The sequence below is a fragment of the Mesorhizobium sp. M0244 genome (genome assembly GCF_040321795.1).
Lineage (GTDB): Bacteria > Pseudomonadota > Alphaproteobacteria > Rhizobiales > Rhizobiaceae > Mesorhizobium.
This window is the reverse complement of the sequence record NZ_JAMYSE010000071.1, coordinates 1-16,411: the sequence shown is the minus strand read 5'-3', so window position 1 is coordinate 16,411 and position 16,411 is coordinate 1. Positions and strand designations below refer to the sequence as shown.

12 protein-coding genes and 2 pseudogenes are annotated in these 16,411 nt (G+C 64.7%); 6 read left to right on the top strand and 8 right to left on the bottom strand.

Going from position 1 to position 16,411, the window contains the following annotated elements; translation table 11 throughout:
• Window positions 1–5: 5 nt before the first annotated feature.
• The 7 genes from NKJ08_RS28905 to NKJ08_RS28875 form a co-directional block, all read right to left on the bottom strand.
• Entirely contained in the window at window positions 6–1,094 is a 1,089-nt protein-coding gene (locus NKJ08_RS28905; protein WP_352784565.1) for a hypothetical protein, read from the bottom strand.
• Between the two features lie 236 nt (window positions 1,095–1,330).
• A complete protein-coding gene (locus NKJ08_RS28900; protein ID WP_352528480.1) occupies window positions 1,331–2,608 on the bottom strand; it encodes a glycosyltransferase family 4 protein in 1,278 nt (425 codons plus the stop codon).
• Window positions 2,609–2,622: 14 nt separating this feature from the next.
• Entirely contained in the window at window positions 2,623–3,267 is a 645-nt protein-coding gene (locus NKJ08_RS28895; RefSeq protein WP_352528478.1) for a hypothetical protein, read from the bottom strand.
• A gap of 100 nt (window positions 3,268–3,367) precedes the next feature.
• Window positions 3,368–5,368 carry a putative glycosyltransferase family protein gene (locus tag NKJ08_RS28890; RefSeq protein WP_352784561.1) on the bottom strand — a complete coding sequence of 667 codons (2,001 nt, stop codon included), beginning with the start codon at window positions 5,366–5,368 and terminating at the stop codon, window positions 3,368–3,370.
• The gene (locus tag NKJ08_RS28885; RefSeq protein WP_352780097.1) at window positions 5,344–6,489 is read right to left on the bottom strand and encodes a glycosyltransferase family 4 protein; all 1,146 of its coding nucleotides are present in this window, start codon (window positions 6,487–6,489) and stop codon (window positions 5,344–5,346) included. Before NKJ08_RS28885 ends, NKJ08_RS28890 begins: the two co-directional genes overlap by 25 nt.
• A complete protein-coding gene (locus NKJ08_RS28880) occupies window positions 6,489–7,352 on the bottom strand; it encodes a glycosyltransferase family 2 protein (RefSeq protein ID WP_352780099.1) in 864 nt (287 codons plus the stop codon). The genes NKJ08_RS28885 and NKJ08_RS28880 overlap by 1 nt, the downstream gene beginning before the upstream one ends.
• Window positions 7,353–7,960: 608 nt before the next feature.
• Window positions 7,961–9,640 (bottom strand): glucosamine inositolphosphorylceramide transferase family protein, encoded by a 1,680-nt coding sequence (locus NKJ08_RS28875; protein ID WP_352528470.1) that lies wholly within the window; start codon window positions 9,638–9,640, stop codon window positions 7,961–7,963.
• 320 nt (window positions 9,641–9,960) lie between these two features.
• Here NKJ08_RS28875 and NKJ08_RS39105 point away from each other — a divergent pair.
• The 4 genes and pseudogenes from NKJ08_RS39105 to NKJ08_RS28855 form a co-directional block, all read left to right on the top strand.
• A pseudogene (locus tag NKJ08_RS39105) lies at window positions 9,961–10,272 on the top strand (beta-mannosidase); the annotation flags it as partial.
• Window positions 10,273–10,434: 162 nt separating this feature from the next.
• Window positions 10,435–11,607 carry a glycosyltransferase family 2 protein gene (locus NKJ08_RS28865; RefSeq protein WP_352528468.1) on the top strand — a complete coding sequence of 391 codons (1,173 nt, stop codon included), beginning with the start codon at window positions 10,435–10,437 and terminating at the stop codon, window positions 11,605–11,607.
• The gene (locus NKJ08_RS28860; RefSeq protein WP_352528466.1) at window positions 11,608–13,224 is read left to right on the top strand and encodes a Rossmann-fold NAD(P)-binding domain-containing protein; all 1,617 of its coding nucleotides are present in this window, start codon (window positions 11,608–11,610) and stop codon (window positions 13,222–13,224) included. It begins immediately after the preceding gene.
• A gap of 7 nt (window positions 13,225–13,231) precedes the next feature.
• Complete coding sequence (locus NKJ08_RS28855) at window positions 13,232–14,113, top strand: NAD-dependent epimerase/dehydratase family protein (RefSeq protein WP_352528464.1); 882 nt, start codon at window positions 13,232–13,234, stop codon at window positions 14,111–14,113.
• A 27-nt stretch (window positions 14,114–14,140) separates the two neighbouring features.
• On the opposite strand, the gene NKJ08_RS28850 is transcribed toward NKJ08_RS28855, so the two are convergent.
• On the bottom strand, window positions 14,141–14,236 hold the full coding sequence (locus tag NKJ08_RS28850) for a DUF982 domain-containing protein (protein WP_352784574.1): 96 nt from the start codon (window positions 14,234–14,236) through the stop codon (window positions 14,141–14,143).
• A 186-nt stretch (window positions 14,237–14,422) separates the two neighbouring features.
• On the opposite strand from NKJ08_RS28850, the pseudogene istA reads away from it, so the two are divergent.
• Window positions 14,423–15,969 (top strand): annotated as a pseudogene (istA, locus tag NKJ08_RS28845) (IS21 family transposase).
• Between the two features lie 16 nt (window positions 15,970–15,985).
• The coding region (locus tag NKJ08_RS28840) for an ATP-binding protein (protein ID WP_352784556.1) at window positions 15,986–16,411 on the top strand (426 nt) is incomplete at its 3' end.

The window sequence follows — 16,411 nt, the reverse complement described above, 5'->3', positions numbered from 1 at the left end:
ACATCTCAAGTCTGGAGCGGCGAGGGGCGCGGTTCTTCGTGCACAGGGCCGGCGGCAGAATCAAGTTTTATTGCGAAGGCCAAAGTCAGGGCCGCGCACAACCCCTCGATGCTGACGGCGAGCGTCCAGCCCAGGACCAGGCCTTGAAGTCCGCCAAGCTTCGCCCCCGCGATCGCGAGGCACAGCTCCAGAAATCCGCCCAGCGCGAACCAGCGAGATGCCTTGCGCATCCTGTCGCCCAGCCGCGCCAGCGTGCAGGCATGAAATTTGAGCGTCGATCCCAGCAGGCTGAAGCCGAGGAAGCGCAGGCTCGAACCGGCGATCTCCGGATAGGCTGGATTGAAGACCGCAAGGATCTCCTGCGAAAAGGTGAAGACAAAGGCGGCGCAGACCAGCGAGAAGAGCAATGACGCCGTCAGCGACAAAAGGATATCGTGCCTGGATTGTTTCGGGCTTGCTCTGACCACGGGGAACAGCACCGTGGCCATGGCTGCGGGTATCAACGAGGCCATGGAGACCAGCATCCACAATGCCACGAAGGCGGCATTGGTGGTCGGCGACAGCAGAACCAGCACAAGGTAGGGCATGATGACGCACGGGGCCTGCAAGGCGACATCGAGCGCGTAGTGGTCGAACGCCTTGCGTCGGAGCGTATGCAGCAGCCGGAACTCGGGGGGCCCAACGAGGCGACGCGCGCCGCCCCGGGTCAAGAGATCGACGCCGATCCAGGACGCCAGCAGGCCGACCACCCAGGTCAGAAGAATCGTGGCAGTGGAGGCGTAGCCGGCGGCCGCGGCGGCGGCGATCAGCATCAGCTTGAACGTGGAAAACAGCACTTGCCGGATCATTCTGCGGCTGCTGTGCAGAGTGCCGACGAACGCCTGATCGGCCACGATGCTGAGACCAGTCAGGCCGCAGCCGAGGACGAACGCAGCGCCCAAGAGCCAACCGCCGATCGGCCCGGTCGAGCTGTTGAGGTACGCCTCCCCGAAGACAAACAACAAGGCCAGGCCGACCGCAAGCGCCACCCCGACGGACGCTGCTGCGGCCGCGAGGCCGGGCTCCTTGCCGGGATGCCGGACGATCTCGCCCATCAGCAAGGTCCCGAGCCCGGCCTCCCCCAGCACACCGACGAGGGCCATCACGGATACGAGGGCGGAGGCCTTGCCGATCACCTCCGGCGGAAACAGCCGGGCGGCGAGCCACCAATAGACAAATCCAAGACCGGCCGTTGCCACCGTTCCGATCGCCAGAGCTCCGGAATTCATGACGAGCGTGGCGCTCTTTCGAAGCGCCCGGCGCACGCGCATAATGGCCGTCCCGGCGAGGTCTACCGGCACGATCGCCCTCCCGAACCTTGGTGCGCCGGCACCGCGGACCTGCTGGCGGCTGGGCGCAGGACGTCCCGGTAGACCTGCTCGATCCGGGTCACGACCGCTCCGGCCTTGAGGCGTCCAACCCTGGCGAGGCTTGTCGCCTCCAGGCGGGCCAGCAAGGCGCGGTCCTCCAGAAGTGTCTGCATTGCGTGAGCGAGGGCGTGTGCGTCACCGGGCGGCACGAGAAGCCCTGTCTGGCCATGATCGACGAGATCCGACATGCCGCCGACGTCGGTTGCGACGACTGCCTTCCCGGACGCCATCGCTTCCATGATGACCGTCGCGCAGGCTTCGGGCCCGACCGACGGCAGCACGCCGAACAGTGAGCGCCGCCAGGCATGCATGATGGCGGAATGCGGCCACGTACCGAAGACTCGGACGTTCGGCGGAAATTCGGTTGGCGTATCGGCGACCCGGCGCCCGACCAGGACCAGCTGCGGCGCCCGCTCCAGACCGGCATAGGCTTGCAGGAGAACGTCAATGCCCTTGAGACGCATCATGTCACCGACGAACAGGATGAATCCATGCCCGGGTAGCTCCCGCAGGCAGGGATCTTCCGGGCCAAGCACCCCGACATCGTCGGGCACGAAGTTGGGGATGACCTCGTAGGGGGCGCGGCCTTGGGTGAGGCCGGTGTGACGGGCCACCGCGTGGCTCACCGCGATGAAGCGGTCCACAACGCGCCGAGCGGCGAAGCTCGACGCCCAGTTGCCCAAGGTGGTCGCGGCTGCCTTCACGGCCCCGTAATGCCCTGTGGCGCAGGGCAGGCACTTGCCCGGCGCCGGGCCACTGCAGAGATGGGTGCCCAAGTGCATGAAGTTCTTCTTGGCGCAGACAAGGCCGTAGTCGTGGAGCGTAACCACGAGGCGTGCCCCACTCAGACCTTTGAGCGGCAGGAAGGAGGCGTAGATCCAGTTATGGGCGTGGACGATGTCCGGTTCCTCCCGGGCGACCAGCCGCTTCAGGGCAAGCACAAGTTCGGGATCCGGAAAGGGCGGTGCATGGCGGCGCTCGGGATCGGTGTGGAGGCCCGACAGACGCTGGAGCGTCCCGCGCAGGCGATGCACGCGGACCGCGCCGTCCAGCTCGGTTTCGGGCGATCCGGGATGCATCAAGGTGCCGACGCTGACATGATGGCCCCGCTGCGCCAGCGCCGCGCCGAGATTGCGGACGTGCCGCTCCTCTCCCCCGATCACCGGAGGATAGAACTGCGATAGCAGCAGGATGCGCATGGTCCAGCCTCGTTTTAGATGCGCGGCACCAGCGTCGAAACGCTGCGATAGAGCCGGTTGTCTTCCGGTCGATAGAGCCGCGCCTCGGCCGTCTGGCGAGTTGCCAAGACGGGCACCGGGATTTCCCGCGCCCAGGTGTCGCCCGGCGCGACGGCGATCGATCGGAAGACGGCGAACGGTTGCCCATCGAGGGTGATTTCCAGGTCGAATCGCTGGGGTTGAGTCTCGGCGCTCCTGATGCCGACGGTGATCCGGCCGGACCCGCCACCGGCCGACGGCAACAACCAGAACGCGGTGTATTTGAATTCCCGGTAGGCCGCTTCGTCCCGGACGGCCAGCGCATAGGCTCCGGTCGCTACAAGCAGCGCTAGCATGAGCGCGGCCCCCTGCCAGAGCCGGACCCGCGCGGGAGCCGGCCAAGCTGGCAGATCGGGAGTGTCGCGGCGGCCGGCGGCCACCAGTGCTGCGGCGGCCGTCACGGCCCAGAACCACACCGCCCAGCCGAGGGGCGTAAGGAAGCCTGCGGCGTTCAGGGCAAAGCCCCCGGCGATGCCGGCGGCGAGGCTTGCTCCGACCGCGTAGACGAAGTGTTCCAACGCGGAGGTTGTCCTGACGCCAATGGCCCGCAGCACCGTGTGGCCCGAGACGAGGAACACCATGGGCGCGCCCAGGGCAGTACGGAGGAGCAAGCTGTCGCTGACCGCAACGGCCGCAACCGTGGCCCCCGCCCACAGGCACGCGGCCAGAAGGTCCCGCTTGCTACAAACTCTCATGCAATCCCCTCACGTCATAGATGACGATCCAGCCGTTGTCGTAGATGCGGGTGACGCCCTTGACGTCATTGAACTTGAGCAGCGCTGCGCCCGAGAGCGGCGCTCCCTGCTGCGCTTCCCACGGCTGGAAGTAAAAGCCGAGCACCGGCGGAGCCGTGGTCAGGCGCAGGTCAACCAGCAGGAAATCGATGTCGCTTCGCGCCAAGGGCCAAAACTCGTCGGGCCCCAATGTCTCGGCCTCGAATATGCGCGCGGGATCGATGCCTTCGACGATGGTGACCCTGACGTCCTGCCGGCCGTAGCCCGCAAGCAGAAGGCGGTTGATGCGGTCAGTGGTGAAGCGGTTGCCGGCACCGAGCCATTCCTTGGCCCAGCGTGCCGTTTCGATCCCCATCGGCTCGATCGATTCCTGATCTGCGGCCACCCTGTAGCGCCCATGGATCGGATTAATCGAAGAGCTTGTGACGCCGCCCAGGACGATGATCACCAGAGCAACGGCCGGTGCGATGCGGCGCCACCCGCGTGGCGTGCGGCCCTGCCAGAAGTGGACGATGCTCACCGCGACGACCAGCCCGACGGCGATGAACACGAACGTTCCCATGCGGTTGCCGATTTCCCATCCAGCGATGGTCAGTCGGAAGGCGACCGAGACTGGGAGCCCGAAGGCCAGCAAGCTGAGGAGCACGAGGCGGCTGTCGCGCCAGCGGCGTTTGACAATGTCCTGGATCGGACGCCAACCGGAGCGCGGACCACTCGGCGCTGCCATGGCCAGCGACCGAAAGAATCCCGTTGCCAGTCCGACTGCCACCAGCAGGAGCGCCAGCAAGGTGGTCAGCCGCATGTAGAGGGCCTTGTCCGGCGCTCCGAGGTGCTCCGACCGCGGGGTGGGCGCGCCCACGATCTTCCCGAGCAATGTGTCGAAACCGGACTCGATCACCGGGCCGAGATAGCCTGTGAGAGGGATGCCACGGGCCTGCACCCACAGGGACGGCAGGGCTATGGCGAGGATCGCCGCGAGGCCCACGGCAATGCTGGTCTTGATCCGCAGGGGGTCGTGCCGGCGCAAGGCCTCGAGGGCCGCCAGCGCTCCGAAATAGATGGCGGCGAAGGCGGCCGAGAGGTGATGTGTGACCGCGAGGCTTGCCAACAGCAAGGCTATCAGCCCGAGCGACTTCAGCCTCGGTCGCCCGACGAGATCCTTGGACGCTGCTTCGACCGCGAAGGTCAGCACGCACAGCACGATGCCGAGGCTCTCGTAGGAGAACATCGAATCGAACAGGAAGAAGGTTGAGCAGCCCATATAGGCCAGACAGGCGATGGCCGAGATACGCGGCGATCCGGCGATGCTCTCGAGGAACAGAAACAGGGCACCGATGAACGTGCCCTTGAGGATGACCAACAAGAGCGTCCCCGACACGAACAAGGGCAGTCCCGTCAGATCGACGATCGCCGTTGTCAGGATTTCCAGGGCGGGATACGTTGGCCCGATCGGGAAAAGCGGGTTGGACAGGAACAGCCGGCGGGCCGTGATGAGATCCTCGGCCGCAATCCAATGCAAGACCTCGTCGTAACCGCTGAAGCTCGTCGGGGAATAGACTATCTTGCAGTAGAACAGGGCTTCGGCAAGCAGGAAGAGCAGGAACAGGCGCTCACCTCGGGCCGTTGTCGGCCAAGCGATGCGAAAGCCGGTCGGAGCGACCAGGAGAACGACACCGGACCAGAAGAGCGGCGGCGCCACGTCATAGCCCCGGCGCCCGGCCGCGTGCCCGGCAACGACCAGGAGTAGAGCCGCGGCGATCGTCAGGCATAGAACCGCGATCCATCCGGAATTGGCGCGTTGCGATGGGGCATCGGCGCTGCCGTCGCGAAGGTCGGGACCGACAACGCCCGAGACGAATCGAATACCGGCCTGGAGCGGGTTGATCCTGGTTCCCGCGCTGAAATGAGCCGGCATCATCAGCATCATGCCCTCGTCGCAGGAGGCCACGATGTCACGCCGCCGGGGGCCAAGCGGAGCATGGATCGGCTGCCGAGGACATCATAATAAACGTGGCTCAGCGCATGCGCGCAGGCATCCCAGTCCGGCAGGGCCAAATCCGGGACCTGCCGAGGGGCCTTCAGTTCTTCGGCCATGGCGGCGGCCAGCTCTCCAGGACCGGCGTTGGGCGGAATCGCCCGGCACAGGCCATTAGCGGCCAGTTCCTGCAGACCGGACGTGTCGCTAACGAGGACCGGACGGCGCAGCGACAGAGCTTCCATCACAGCGATCGGATGGGCTTCGTATTCGCTGAACAGCACGAATAACGCGGCGCTCGCCAGGAGGTCAGCCATGTTCTGCCGGTCGGATCCGGGGATGCTCGCGATAGTGACCCGCCTCTCGAGGCCGAGTGTCGCTACGAGGCGCCGCAATTCTCCCTCGTACGGGCCTGTTCCGACGATGTGCAATCGCACGTCCGGTACCCGGCGGATCAGTTCGGGCAAGGCCGCGATCGCCCGCTGATGGCCCTTGTAGCGCTCCAGCCTGCCGCCCGAGACGATCAGGTGCGGATCGACCTTGATGCCGGGGCTCGGAGCCGGCATCGCGGCGCCGTTCGGGATGACGACAAACCGTTCGCGCGGCACGCGCATCCTGGCGCTGAAGAAGCTGGCCTCGAATTCGGAGACGCCGATCAGCCGCGCGGCCCGGGCAACCAGCGGTCGAAGCAGCGCGTGCTGTGTGCCGCGCACGGCATTGCGCAGCCGGGAGGAATGCCCGCCGCTGTGGAAGGTCAGGATGAACGGCAGGTCCCCGCGAAGGGTCGCGAGCAGCCCGATCGGCGCCACGAAGCTGCTGTAACCTTGGAAATGGATCAGATCCCATGCCCCGCGCCGGATCGCGGTATAAACGCCGGGCGCAACATAGAGGTCCCGTCCCCTCGGCCAGGCCGGCACGCGCTGCACGCGCATGCCGCGCACCTCCTCCTCATCCGGCAACTCCCCCGAGGGATCGGTAGTGAGCACGTCGACGGCGTGGCCACGCGCCACCAAGCGGGGACCGACTTCCTGGATGTGAGTTTCGATGCCGCCTATGAGGGGGTAGCAGCGAGCGGCAACCATCAGGATTCGCATCAGGTCTGTCCACCGACAACACAGGCTGTCGCACTCCGCCTGCGCTGTTGGTGCACCCTCTCGCGCAGGATGGTTTTCAGGACGCGCCAGCCGTCCGGCATGGCGCGCAGATGGCTCACACCGCTGATGCGCGGAGCCTCGAAACTCGCCACCTCGACGATATTGAGGTGGTTCTTCAAGGCCCGCACGTTGATGAGGGTCTCGATCTCGAACCCATCGCAATCGCAGTCCAGCGTGGCGACGTGCTTGGTCCAGAAGGCTATGTATCCGTAGCATAGATCGGAGAACCAACCGCCATAGAGCAGCCGCACGAACAGGGTCAGCCCCTTATTGCCGAACATCCGGAACAGCGACATGTCGTCGGTGCCGGCGCCCTGGATAAAGCGTGAACCCTTGACGAGATCCGCGCCGGCCATCAGCGCACTGACAAAGACGATCGCCTCCTCCGGTACCATGGAGCCGTCGGCGTCCAGCATGACGATGATGTCGCCTGTGGCGGCCAGGAATCCCGCTTGCAGTGCAGCGCCCTTGCCCCGCCGGGGTTCCATCACAACCTTCACGTCCTCTCGCAGGCGGCGCGCGACCGCGACCGTGTCGTCAGTCGAACGACCATCCACGATAATGATCTCATGCGCCCAGTTGGGGATGCGCGGCAGAAGCCAAGGGAGGTTCTCGGCTTCATTGAGCGTCGGGACGACGAAGCTGACTCGGGGCAGAGTCAGTGATCGCCGTAGCGCGACATTTACCGGGTCAGGCGGCGATGTGGCACCGACGGGGGCGAGAATGCTGGAGAGAAGGGCATTCATGGCAGCGCTTTGAGGTCGTACGATGGGACCCATCCGGGGGGCATATTGTGCTTCCATGACCCCATGAGCTCCCCGAAAATCCGGTGCTCCACATCGCGCGCACGCAAATGCGCGGCCAGCGACAAGCCGCAGCGGCCAGCTCCAATGACCGCCACATCCACGGATGTGCTTGATCCAACCATATGCGGACTCCCGGCCCTTATGAAATGAAGATGAAATGAAAGAAGATTGCTAAGCTTATGGCCCCCTAATCTTGGTTTGTTATGCGACGATTACTGATGCAGATCTGAAATGGAAGGACGATAGATGGTTAGGAAAAGCAAATAGATGATTAGCTCTTTTGGGGTATCCCTTCAGGTTATTTCCAGCCATACGACCACCGCGGATAGTACGGCAGCGGCACCGATCACCTTCAGCAGCTGTGTTGGCAGCGTTGCCAAACCCGTTTAGACCTCTGGGTCCACCTTCAACCCCAGCGAGGACATTCATCGACCCGCGGCTGGGACCAGCTCACAAGCGACAATTTCTACCGAGCGAGCCGTGCAGAAGGCGCGAAGGTCGCCGGCGTGAAGAAATGAACGTCCAGCGCAACGCTGACTTGCCACTGGCCAGAAGCTGCGAAGTGCAGGTGGGCTCGCGCCTCCACTCGGCCGTGATTTCCGAGCTTATTCTGTGCCCGAGAAGGGTCGAGCGCGCCCGGCCCTTCGCAGGCGGGGCACCTTGCGCTCGACCGCCTGGCTACGGGTAGCTAAACCCGGCGAAACCGGCCAAGAGAGGGACTGCCCACGCGGTCCCGAGACCCCGCGCGGTCCCGAGACCGGCGCGTCGGGTATCAGCAAACGATACGAGGTCGTGACCTCTCGCAAACCCCGGATATGCCCGAACAGGTCGATCACCTCCAAGCCAGACCGGCGGTTGTAGGTGTGACACCCCAACGCTCCGGACCAAATGCGACCGACCGGGGTCTGGGCAAACTCCGACGCGCCGAGCGCATCGATCTGGCAGAACGTCACCGCGCCGCCATAACCGCGCGCGCAGTCTTGGACCGGGCGTAGCGTGCGTCCGCCGTGTCGGATGACGGCGCCTGCGGGCCGGCTGAGCCTTGCATCGAGCAGGACGGGGTTGGCGGCATGGGGCGTCCAAGACCCGGTCAGGCTCTCGGCACGGTAGAGGCTGAGGAGATCCCAGGATGTGGACCTCCAAAGCCTTGGGCTGACGAAAAACCAAAAGCCGCCCTCATGGCAGAGCGGCGTGGTATCGTAGCCCTCAATGCCTTCCATGAGGCAGGCCTCCCGCGTCCACCGGTAAGGGAATTCCACTGCCCTGTAGAGGCTGACACTCCTGGCCGCCCCCGATTCGGGGATCATCCAGATCTGCCCATCCTGCTCGAACACGAACGGGTACGAGAGGTGATGCGGTTCCTCTACGACGATCCGGGATGCGCCGGCTGTCCCGTCCCGGTTCACTGGCACGACCGCAATGCACCCCCGGTTCTTCGAGTAGAGGTACTGTTCGACAAAGATGAAATCCTGCCCCTGGTGCCGGAACGGGAACGGGTCGGCAAGGTAGCTGTCGGCATTTCCGGTGAGCACCCGGAAGGCTGCTTCGCCTTTGTCGAGCAGGCTCGCCGATTCATCGAAGCGCCAGCCAATCCCCCACATCCTGCCGCCCCTCGCCAGGACGTCCAAAAGCCCGATCGTCTTCGATGCAACCGTGCCGGTCGCCCTTGCAAGCGCCGAAAGCGCCCCAAACGAAGGCACTGCCGTGCGTGGACCGCGGATACCGGACGCAGCTGAACCGGTTTCCTCGCACAGGGCTTTGAGGATCAGCGGCACAGCGCAGGAAAGGGCGCTGTCGAGCCTCGCTGCCAACACTTCACGGTCTCCACTGGCCGGACGCGCCGTCCACGGCCGCAACGGGCGCGCCGTGTCATGCAGGTCGACGAGAAGATCCTGATGATTCACCCAGGCCGCCACGACTCCGATCTCGCCGGGTGCGCCGTTAAAGACCGGGGTGAGCACGCGCCGCCCCGCCGGGAGCGATTCTGCCCCGCTCAAATCGATCACCACATCCACTTGGTCGGCCGGAGGCGGCGGCAGGCACCGCAGCGCCGCCTCGACGGGGTCGATGGCGCCGTTCCCACGAAAGCCATAGACCAGTTGTTCGAGTTCGAGCAGCAGACGGCAGATTAACGGCAGCGGGCAGCGACCGGCCGCCAAAGCGCAGGAGACTTCGTTGCCGGGCACTTCAGCGAGCGCTTCTGCCAGCCAGAGGTGCCATCGCAGTAGCCGGGACGGATCGAGACTCAGGCAAATGCGCATTGTTGTTCCCACGGCGGATTTCAAAAGGACGCCAGCTTACAGCTTCCACGAGAACCACCTCAGGCGATCCGCCTACCCTGGACTCCGCCGCGGGCCCGCGAGCCAAGGGCGGCAGATGGAAAGCCGCAGCGCGAGGATGGTTTCCACCTACTGTGGTTGCGGGGACTCGCCATGTGGGGAGCCGAACACTTGATTGAAAGATGCCTGACAGCACGGGTCCATACTCGAGCGGCTGGAAGCGGCTAAGCACCACTATGCCCGAACGACGCCGGGCTGTGTGAGGTCAGAGGAGGTAATCCTTAGGGGCCATTGCACCCTGTGGCCGGCGAGAGCCAAATGCCAGGATGATCATCGACTGGCAACGAGTGAGGAACGCCGGACTGCGGGTGCTGGTGTCCGCGTTGCTGTCCGTTCCGGCAGTCGTGAGCGCCGCGGACGATCCGTCGGCAACGTCCTGCATCAAGACTTCCGGAACGAACTTTGCGTTGGACGGCAGGCCGTTCTTCGTGACCGGCGTAAACAACCACTATCTGACCTACGGGTCGCAGGAGGAGGTCACCCGCGTTCTCGACGACGCGGTGGCGATGGGCGCCAATGTGGTCCGCACCTTCCTCCAGCCGGTGATCGGGTCGCTCGACGGAAGCAAGCCTACGATGGCGCAAACCTCGGCCCTGGTTGGTGACTTTTTATGCTGAAAACCGGCTTCCGGGTAGGCCGAATCCCGCGTGGAAGCCTGGCGTTTCAAAAACCAAGACCATCGCACCGTCTATCGAAGAGTTTGGACAGACATTGGCAGCTCAAGTCGGGAGAATTCCTAGATGCGTATTCTGATGCTTGCGCAATCCTATTCGCCGATTGGCGTTGGCCAGCGGGGCCACGTCCGGAACCTAAGTATCGGTCTCGCCCGCCGCGGTCATGACGTTGCCGTTGCCACAACCGGTCAGCCTGGATCCAAAACCGGGCAGCCCGAGGATGGCGTCAGCAGCGAACGCCGGCAGGTCCCGCCCCCCCCTACGATCTCAGTGATTATCTGTGCCTACTCCGAGGACAGATGGGAGCTGTTGCTTCAGTCGGTGGCCTCGGTTCAGGAGCAGACCTTGCAACCCTGCGAGATCATCCTATCTGTCGACCAGCCCCTGTTCCACCGTTGTGCCGCGTACTGGGCTGACTTCGCAGCATCGACCCCTCCGATACGGGTGATCCAGAACAAGGATGACGGGCATCTGGGGGCGGCCCGAAACACGGCAGCCGAGACAGCCGCTGGAGAGATCCTGGCGTTCCTGGATGACGATGCGGCGGCCGACAAGGACTGGCTCGAGATTCTCATCGAACCGTACCGGGATAAGCGCATCGGCGCCGTCGGCGGGCGCCCCATACCGGTTTTCGAGACGAGTCGCCCGGCCTGGTTTCCTGTGCAGTTCGACTGGGTGTTCGGATGCGCTTATGACGGCCTTCCGACCAGCCGAGGTCCTTTGGCTCACCTCATAGGAGCCAACATGTCGGTGCGGCGGACCCTCCTCGAGCAGGTGGGAGGGTTCCACTCCGACCGTCACGACGACATGGACATGTGTCACCGCGTGGCGCACCTCAGGGGCAGTGAGGCGGTCATCTACGAACCGGCGGCGACCGTCCGCCACTTCGTGCCCGCCTCACGGCCGACCTGGAGGTACTTCTGGCGCCGCTGCCTGTTCGTCAACAAGGGGAAGGTCGAGGCCTTTGCCCAGATGGGCGACGCCGCCACACTGGGTGCAGAGACCCGCTTCGTCTGGCACGCGCTGACCAAGGGCGTACCGCGGGAGATTTTGCAAGTGGCCAAGGGTGACGCCCATGGGCTGGCCCGGTCCGCGGCGATAATCGCTGGCGTGGGGCTGGCCGCGGCAGGCCACGTCGCCGGCCGGATCGAGCTGGTGCGGCGCTTGCGCCGGCGGCGCCAACAGGCAACCAAGCAGATACTGGACACAGCCGCGCAAGGCGGTGGGCGCGGAAAGTAGATGCCGGCTTCGATAATCATTGGTTCGGGTCCGGCTGCAGCCGCCGCCGTGTTGGCGCTGTCCGAGAAACCGGACGAGAAGATAACCGTGTTCGATCCGGGCACCGTGCTTGACGCGGAGACGCAGGAGGTAATCTCCAGGCTGTCCAAGCTGCGTGTCGACAACTGGGATGAGGAGGACGTCCGCGGGGTCAGCCTGCAACCCAAGCGGGTCCAGTCCGATTCGCTGCCTGAAAAGAGAAGCTACGGATCCGATTTCCCGTTTGTCAACAAGGGCCAGCTCGACGGCGTCCACTCCGAGGGAAGAGTCAACTCAGCTGTCATATCAAGCGCCTACGGGGGGTTCAGCAATGTCTGGGGGGCCCAGATCATGCCCTTCAGCGCCGCCACGTTCAAGGGATGGCCGTTCGACTTCTCGGATATGGAAGAGCACTATCGGACGATCCTGGGTCACATTCCTTTCGCTGGAGAGTCCGACGATCTCGAGGAGTGGTTCCCGCTCATCGGATCCGCGGACCCGCTTCCGCCGCTGGCGCCGCGGACGCAGATGGTCCTGGCCAACTACGCCCGGCACCGCGATCGAGTGCGCTCCACGGGAATAACGATAGGCCGCGCCCGCCTCGCCTTCTCAGCGCCCGAATGCCAGCCCTGCGGCCTGTGCATGACTGGGTGCCCGCGGTCGCTGGTCTATTCGGCCTCGCACAGCTTCGATCGCTTCAGGCGCAGCGGGAGGATCGACTACCACAGCGGGCTGCTCGCGGTGCGAGTCGACCAGGAGGGCGACACGGCCGTCGTGCAGGCCCGGGAGCTGTCCAGCGGCCGGATCCAGCGATTCACAGCCGACCGGGTCTTCGTGGGCTGCGGAGCAATCGGGACCACCCGGCTGATCCTGGGCTCGCTCGGATCGGACCAGCCGGTACATCTTTCGGAATCGGCTCAATTCGTTCTTCCAATGATGTCCATGAAGCCGACCCCCGACCCACGTACAAGGCGCGAGTTCACACTCAACCAGTTCAACATGGTCATCGTCCGGGACGACGAGGGCTTCGATGTCTCACAGATTCACTTCTATCCGTTCAACCCGGCATACTACGATGCGCTTCCCGGCTTCCTCCAACACCGCGCCGCCGCCTTCGTGACGGATCGGCTCCTGAGCCGGTTGACGGTAGGCCTGGGCTACTTGCCGTCCTGGGCATCACCCAAGGTCCGGGTCACCGCCCAGGTGTCCGCAGCTCCTGATGAGCTACCCCAGATCACCCTCACTTCGGAGGGCTTCAGCGAGGCCAGGGTCAGGGGCAAAGACGTGCCTCCGATGCTGCCTGACGTAATAAAGCGGATCCGCAGCGCGGCACCTTACCTTGACTTGTGGCCAGTCACGCCGCGGATGCTGTGGTCGGGCGGGGCCAAGAGCTACCACTTTGGCGGCAGCTTTCCCCACGCCAGTGAGCCGCATACCGGGAGTGCGACGACAGACCGCCTCGGGCGGCTGGCGCGCTGGGACCGTATCCATCTCATCGACGGGTCGGTTTTCCCAAATGTGCCAGCTACTACCTTTACTCTGACTGTGATGGCCAATTCACATCGCATCGCCTGCGAAGCGATGCAGCTGACGGGTTGAGCGTTCAATGCGGGTCGGTATCACCGGAGCCAATGGATATGTCGGGACCATCCTGCGTGCCGCCTTCGCCGAAGAAGGGCATGAGGTCATCGCGTTCGCCCGTTTGAACCGGGTGACCTCCGACTCTGCCGCCGCAATGGTTGGCGTCGCCGAGTGGCGCCCATACGAGATCAAGCGCCCGCCGTCGGGGGCCGCATTGAGCGACCTAGATGTGCTCATCCACGGTGCATGGGACCTGACTCTCGTCAGCGCCGGCGATGTGTGGGGTGTCAATGTGTCCGGCTCGCAGCACCTCCTGCGCAATGCCGCCGACGCAGGGGTTCGCCGGGTCATTTTTATCTCCTCGATGTCCGCCTGTAAGGGAACCCGACAGTTGTACGGTCAGGCGAAGCTGGCCTGCGAGCTCACCGCCAGCAGTCTGGGAGGTGTCTCCACCCGCCTCGGACTGGTGTACGGCCCCGGTTGGGGCGGGATGGCAGGCGCGCTCCGCAAGCTCACCAACCTGCCGGTCACACCTCTCATCGGAGCGCGCTCCCATCAGTTCACCGTGCATGAGGCGGACATGGCAGCCGCCATGGTGCGTATTGCCGAGTCTGACATGCCCCTGCCGGAGCCGGTAGGGCTGGCCAACCCCGAACCGGTACCGTTCCGACGACTCATGAAAGAGATCGCCGCATCACAAGGCAGAACACTGCGCGCCGTCGCCGTGCCCTGGCAGCTTGTCAGTGGCGTCCTCAAGGCAGGTGAGGCCCTGCATGTCCCCCTACCCTTCCGATCCGACTCCATCCTTGGGCTCGTGCACCCGGCGGCAGAGGTTCCCGGTGTAGAGCGGCTCAAGCAACTCGGAATCGAGTTTCGGAGCTTCTCGCTGGACGGCGATCGACCCTAGCCGAGGGGGCACAGGGACACAGGAGACCTAAACAGAGGATCGTAGCACCCCCTCCTCCCTGGCAGCCGCCTCGAAGGCCTTACGAGCCTCCTCGGGGGTCGCCCGATCCTCGACGGCTTCGATGCATAGTTGTGCGTGTTTCGGTAATTCCCGGACACCCTTTTCGCTAAATCCCGGACAGTGATTTCAGTAATTCGCGGACAGCGATTCCGCTAAATCCCGGACAGTTTTCGGGAGCGGATTTAGCGGTCGGTTCTTGGCTGCGCCGTTCTGGCAGTTTGGCCTCTCACGATGATGTTGAGAGGGGCCATGCCGAGACGGAAGCAAGCGAGACGAACGAGCGTGAGGGATATCCAAGCGATCTTGCGCCTGACCCATGAGCAGGGTCTTTCGGTGCGTGAGGTGTCGGAACGGCTCAAGATCAGTAAGACGACAGTATCGACCTATTTGCTGCGGGCGCGGGAGGCCGGGCTGTCATGCTGGCCGCTGCCGCCGGGCCATGACGACGCGACGCTTGAGCGGCTACTGTTCGGCCGTGCCGGTCGTCCGCCGCAAGATCTGAGCGAACCGGACTTTGCGCTGATCGCCCGGGAGTTGAAGCGCAAGGGGGTGACGCTGACGCTGTTGTGGCAGGAGTATCGCGCCGCCCATCCCGACGGCTACGGCTACACCTGGTTCTGCGAGCACTTCGCCGCTTTCGAGCGCCGGACGAGCGCGACATTCCGCAATCGGCATGCGGCGGGCGCGGTGATGCAGACGGACTATGCCGGGCAGACGGTGCCGGTGATCGATCCGGCGACCGGCGCCATTTACCCGGCGCAGATTTTTGTCGCGGTGCTGGGCGCCTCCAATCTGACCTTCGCCTTTGCCAGCTCCAGCCAAAAGCTGCCGGACTGGATCGAGGGCCAGGTGCGAGCGCTCGCCTTCTTCGGCGGCGTCACCAGAGCGATCGTGTGCGACAACCTGAAGGCCGGTGTCGTCAAGGCGCTGTGGTTCGAGCCGACGCTGAACGCGACCTTTGCCGCGATGGCCGAGCATTACGACACCACCATCCTGCCGACCCGCAGCCGCAAGCCGCGCGACAAAGGCAAGGTCGGGGCGCGGTGCTGATCATCGAGCGCTGGATCCTGGCACGGCTGAGGAACCAGTCCTTCTTCTCGCTCGCCGAACTCAACGCGGCGATCGCCGAACTGCTCGAGGAGCTGAACAACCGGCCGATGCGCCATGTCGGCCAAAGCCGCCGCGAACTGTTCGAGGAGATCGAGCGGGCTGCCTTGAAGCCGCTGCCGGCGGCACCGTTCGAATACGCCGAGTGGAAGTCAGCGAAGGTCCATCCTGACTACCATGTCGAGGTCGACAAGACCTTCTACTCGGTGCCGCACCGGCTGATCGGGCGCACCGTCGAGGTGCGGCTCACGCACCGAGTGGTCGAGATCTTCCACGACCACCAGCGTGTCGCCAGCCATGTGCGTCGCTCGCAGCGTTCCGGCCATGTCACCGTCAACGAACACATGCCCAAGGCGCACCAGCGCTACGCCAACACCACACCGGCCAGCCTGATCAGCCGGGCGGCAAGGATCGGCCCCAACGTCGCCATTCTGGTCGAGCGCATGATGCGCGACCGGCCACATCCGGAGCAGGGATACCGCTCGGCCATGGGCATTCTGTCGCTGGCGTCGCGCTATGGGCCGGAGCGTCTCGATGCCGCCTGCGAGCGGGCGCTGCTGATCAACGCGATCGCCTACTCCTCTGTCACCGCCATCCTCAAAGCCGGCCTCGACCGAGCCAGCTCCGCTGAACCGGCAAAGCCGACACCCCAGCACGCCAACATCCGCGGCTCCACCTATTACCAGTGAAGGAAAGGAAGAAAGAATGCTGACGAACCCCACCCTCGACCAGATGCAGGCCCTCGGTCTGGCCGGCATGGCTGCCGCTTGGCGCGAACTGGCCGAACGGAACAACGCCAACGAGCTTAGCCGTGATGAGTGGCTCGGCCTGATGCTCGACCGCGAGGTCGCCATACGGGCCGACAAGCGCGTCCGGAACCGGCTCGCCTCAGCCAGGCTGCGCTTTCCCGAAGCCTGCATCGAGGACATCGACTTTGCCGCGCCGCGCGGGCTCGACCGGCGCAGCACCATGGCGCTCGCGCAGGGTGAATGGCTGAAGGCGCATGAGAACCTGATCGTCACCGGCCAGACCGGAACCGGCAAGTCGTGGCTGGCCTGCGCCTTCGGCCGGCAAGCGGCACGGCTCGATCATTCCGTGCTCTATGTGCGCGTGCCGCGCCTGTTCGAGGAT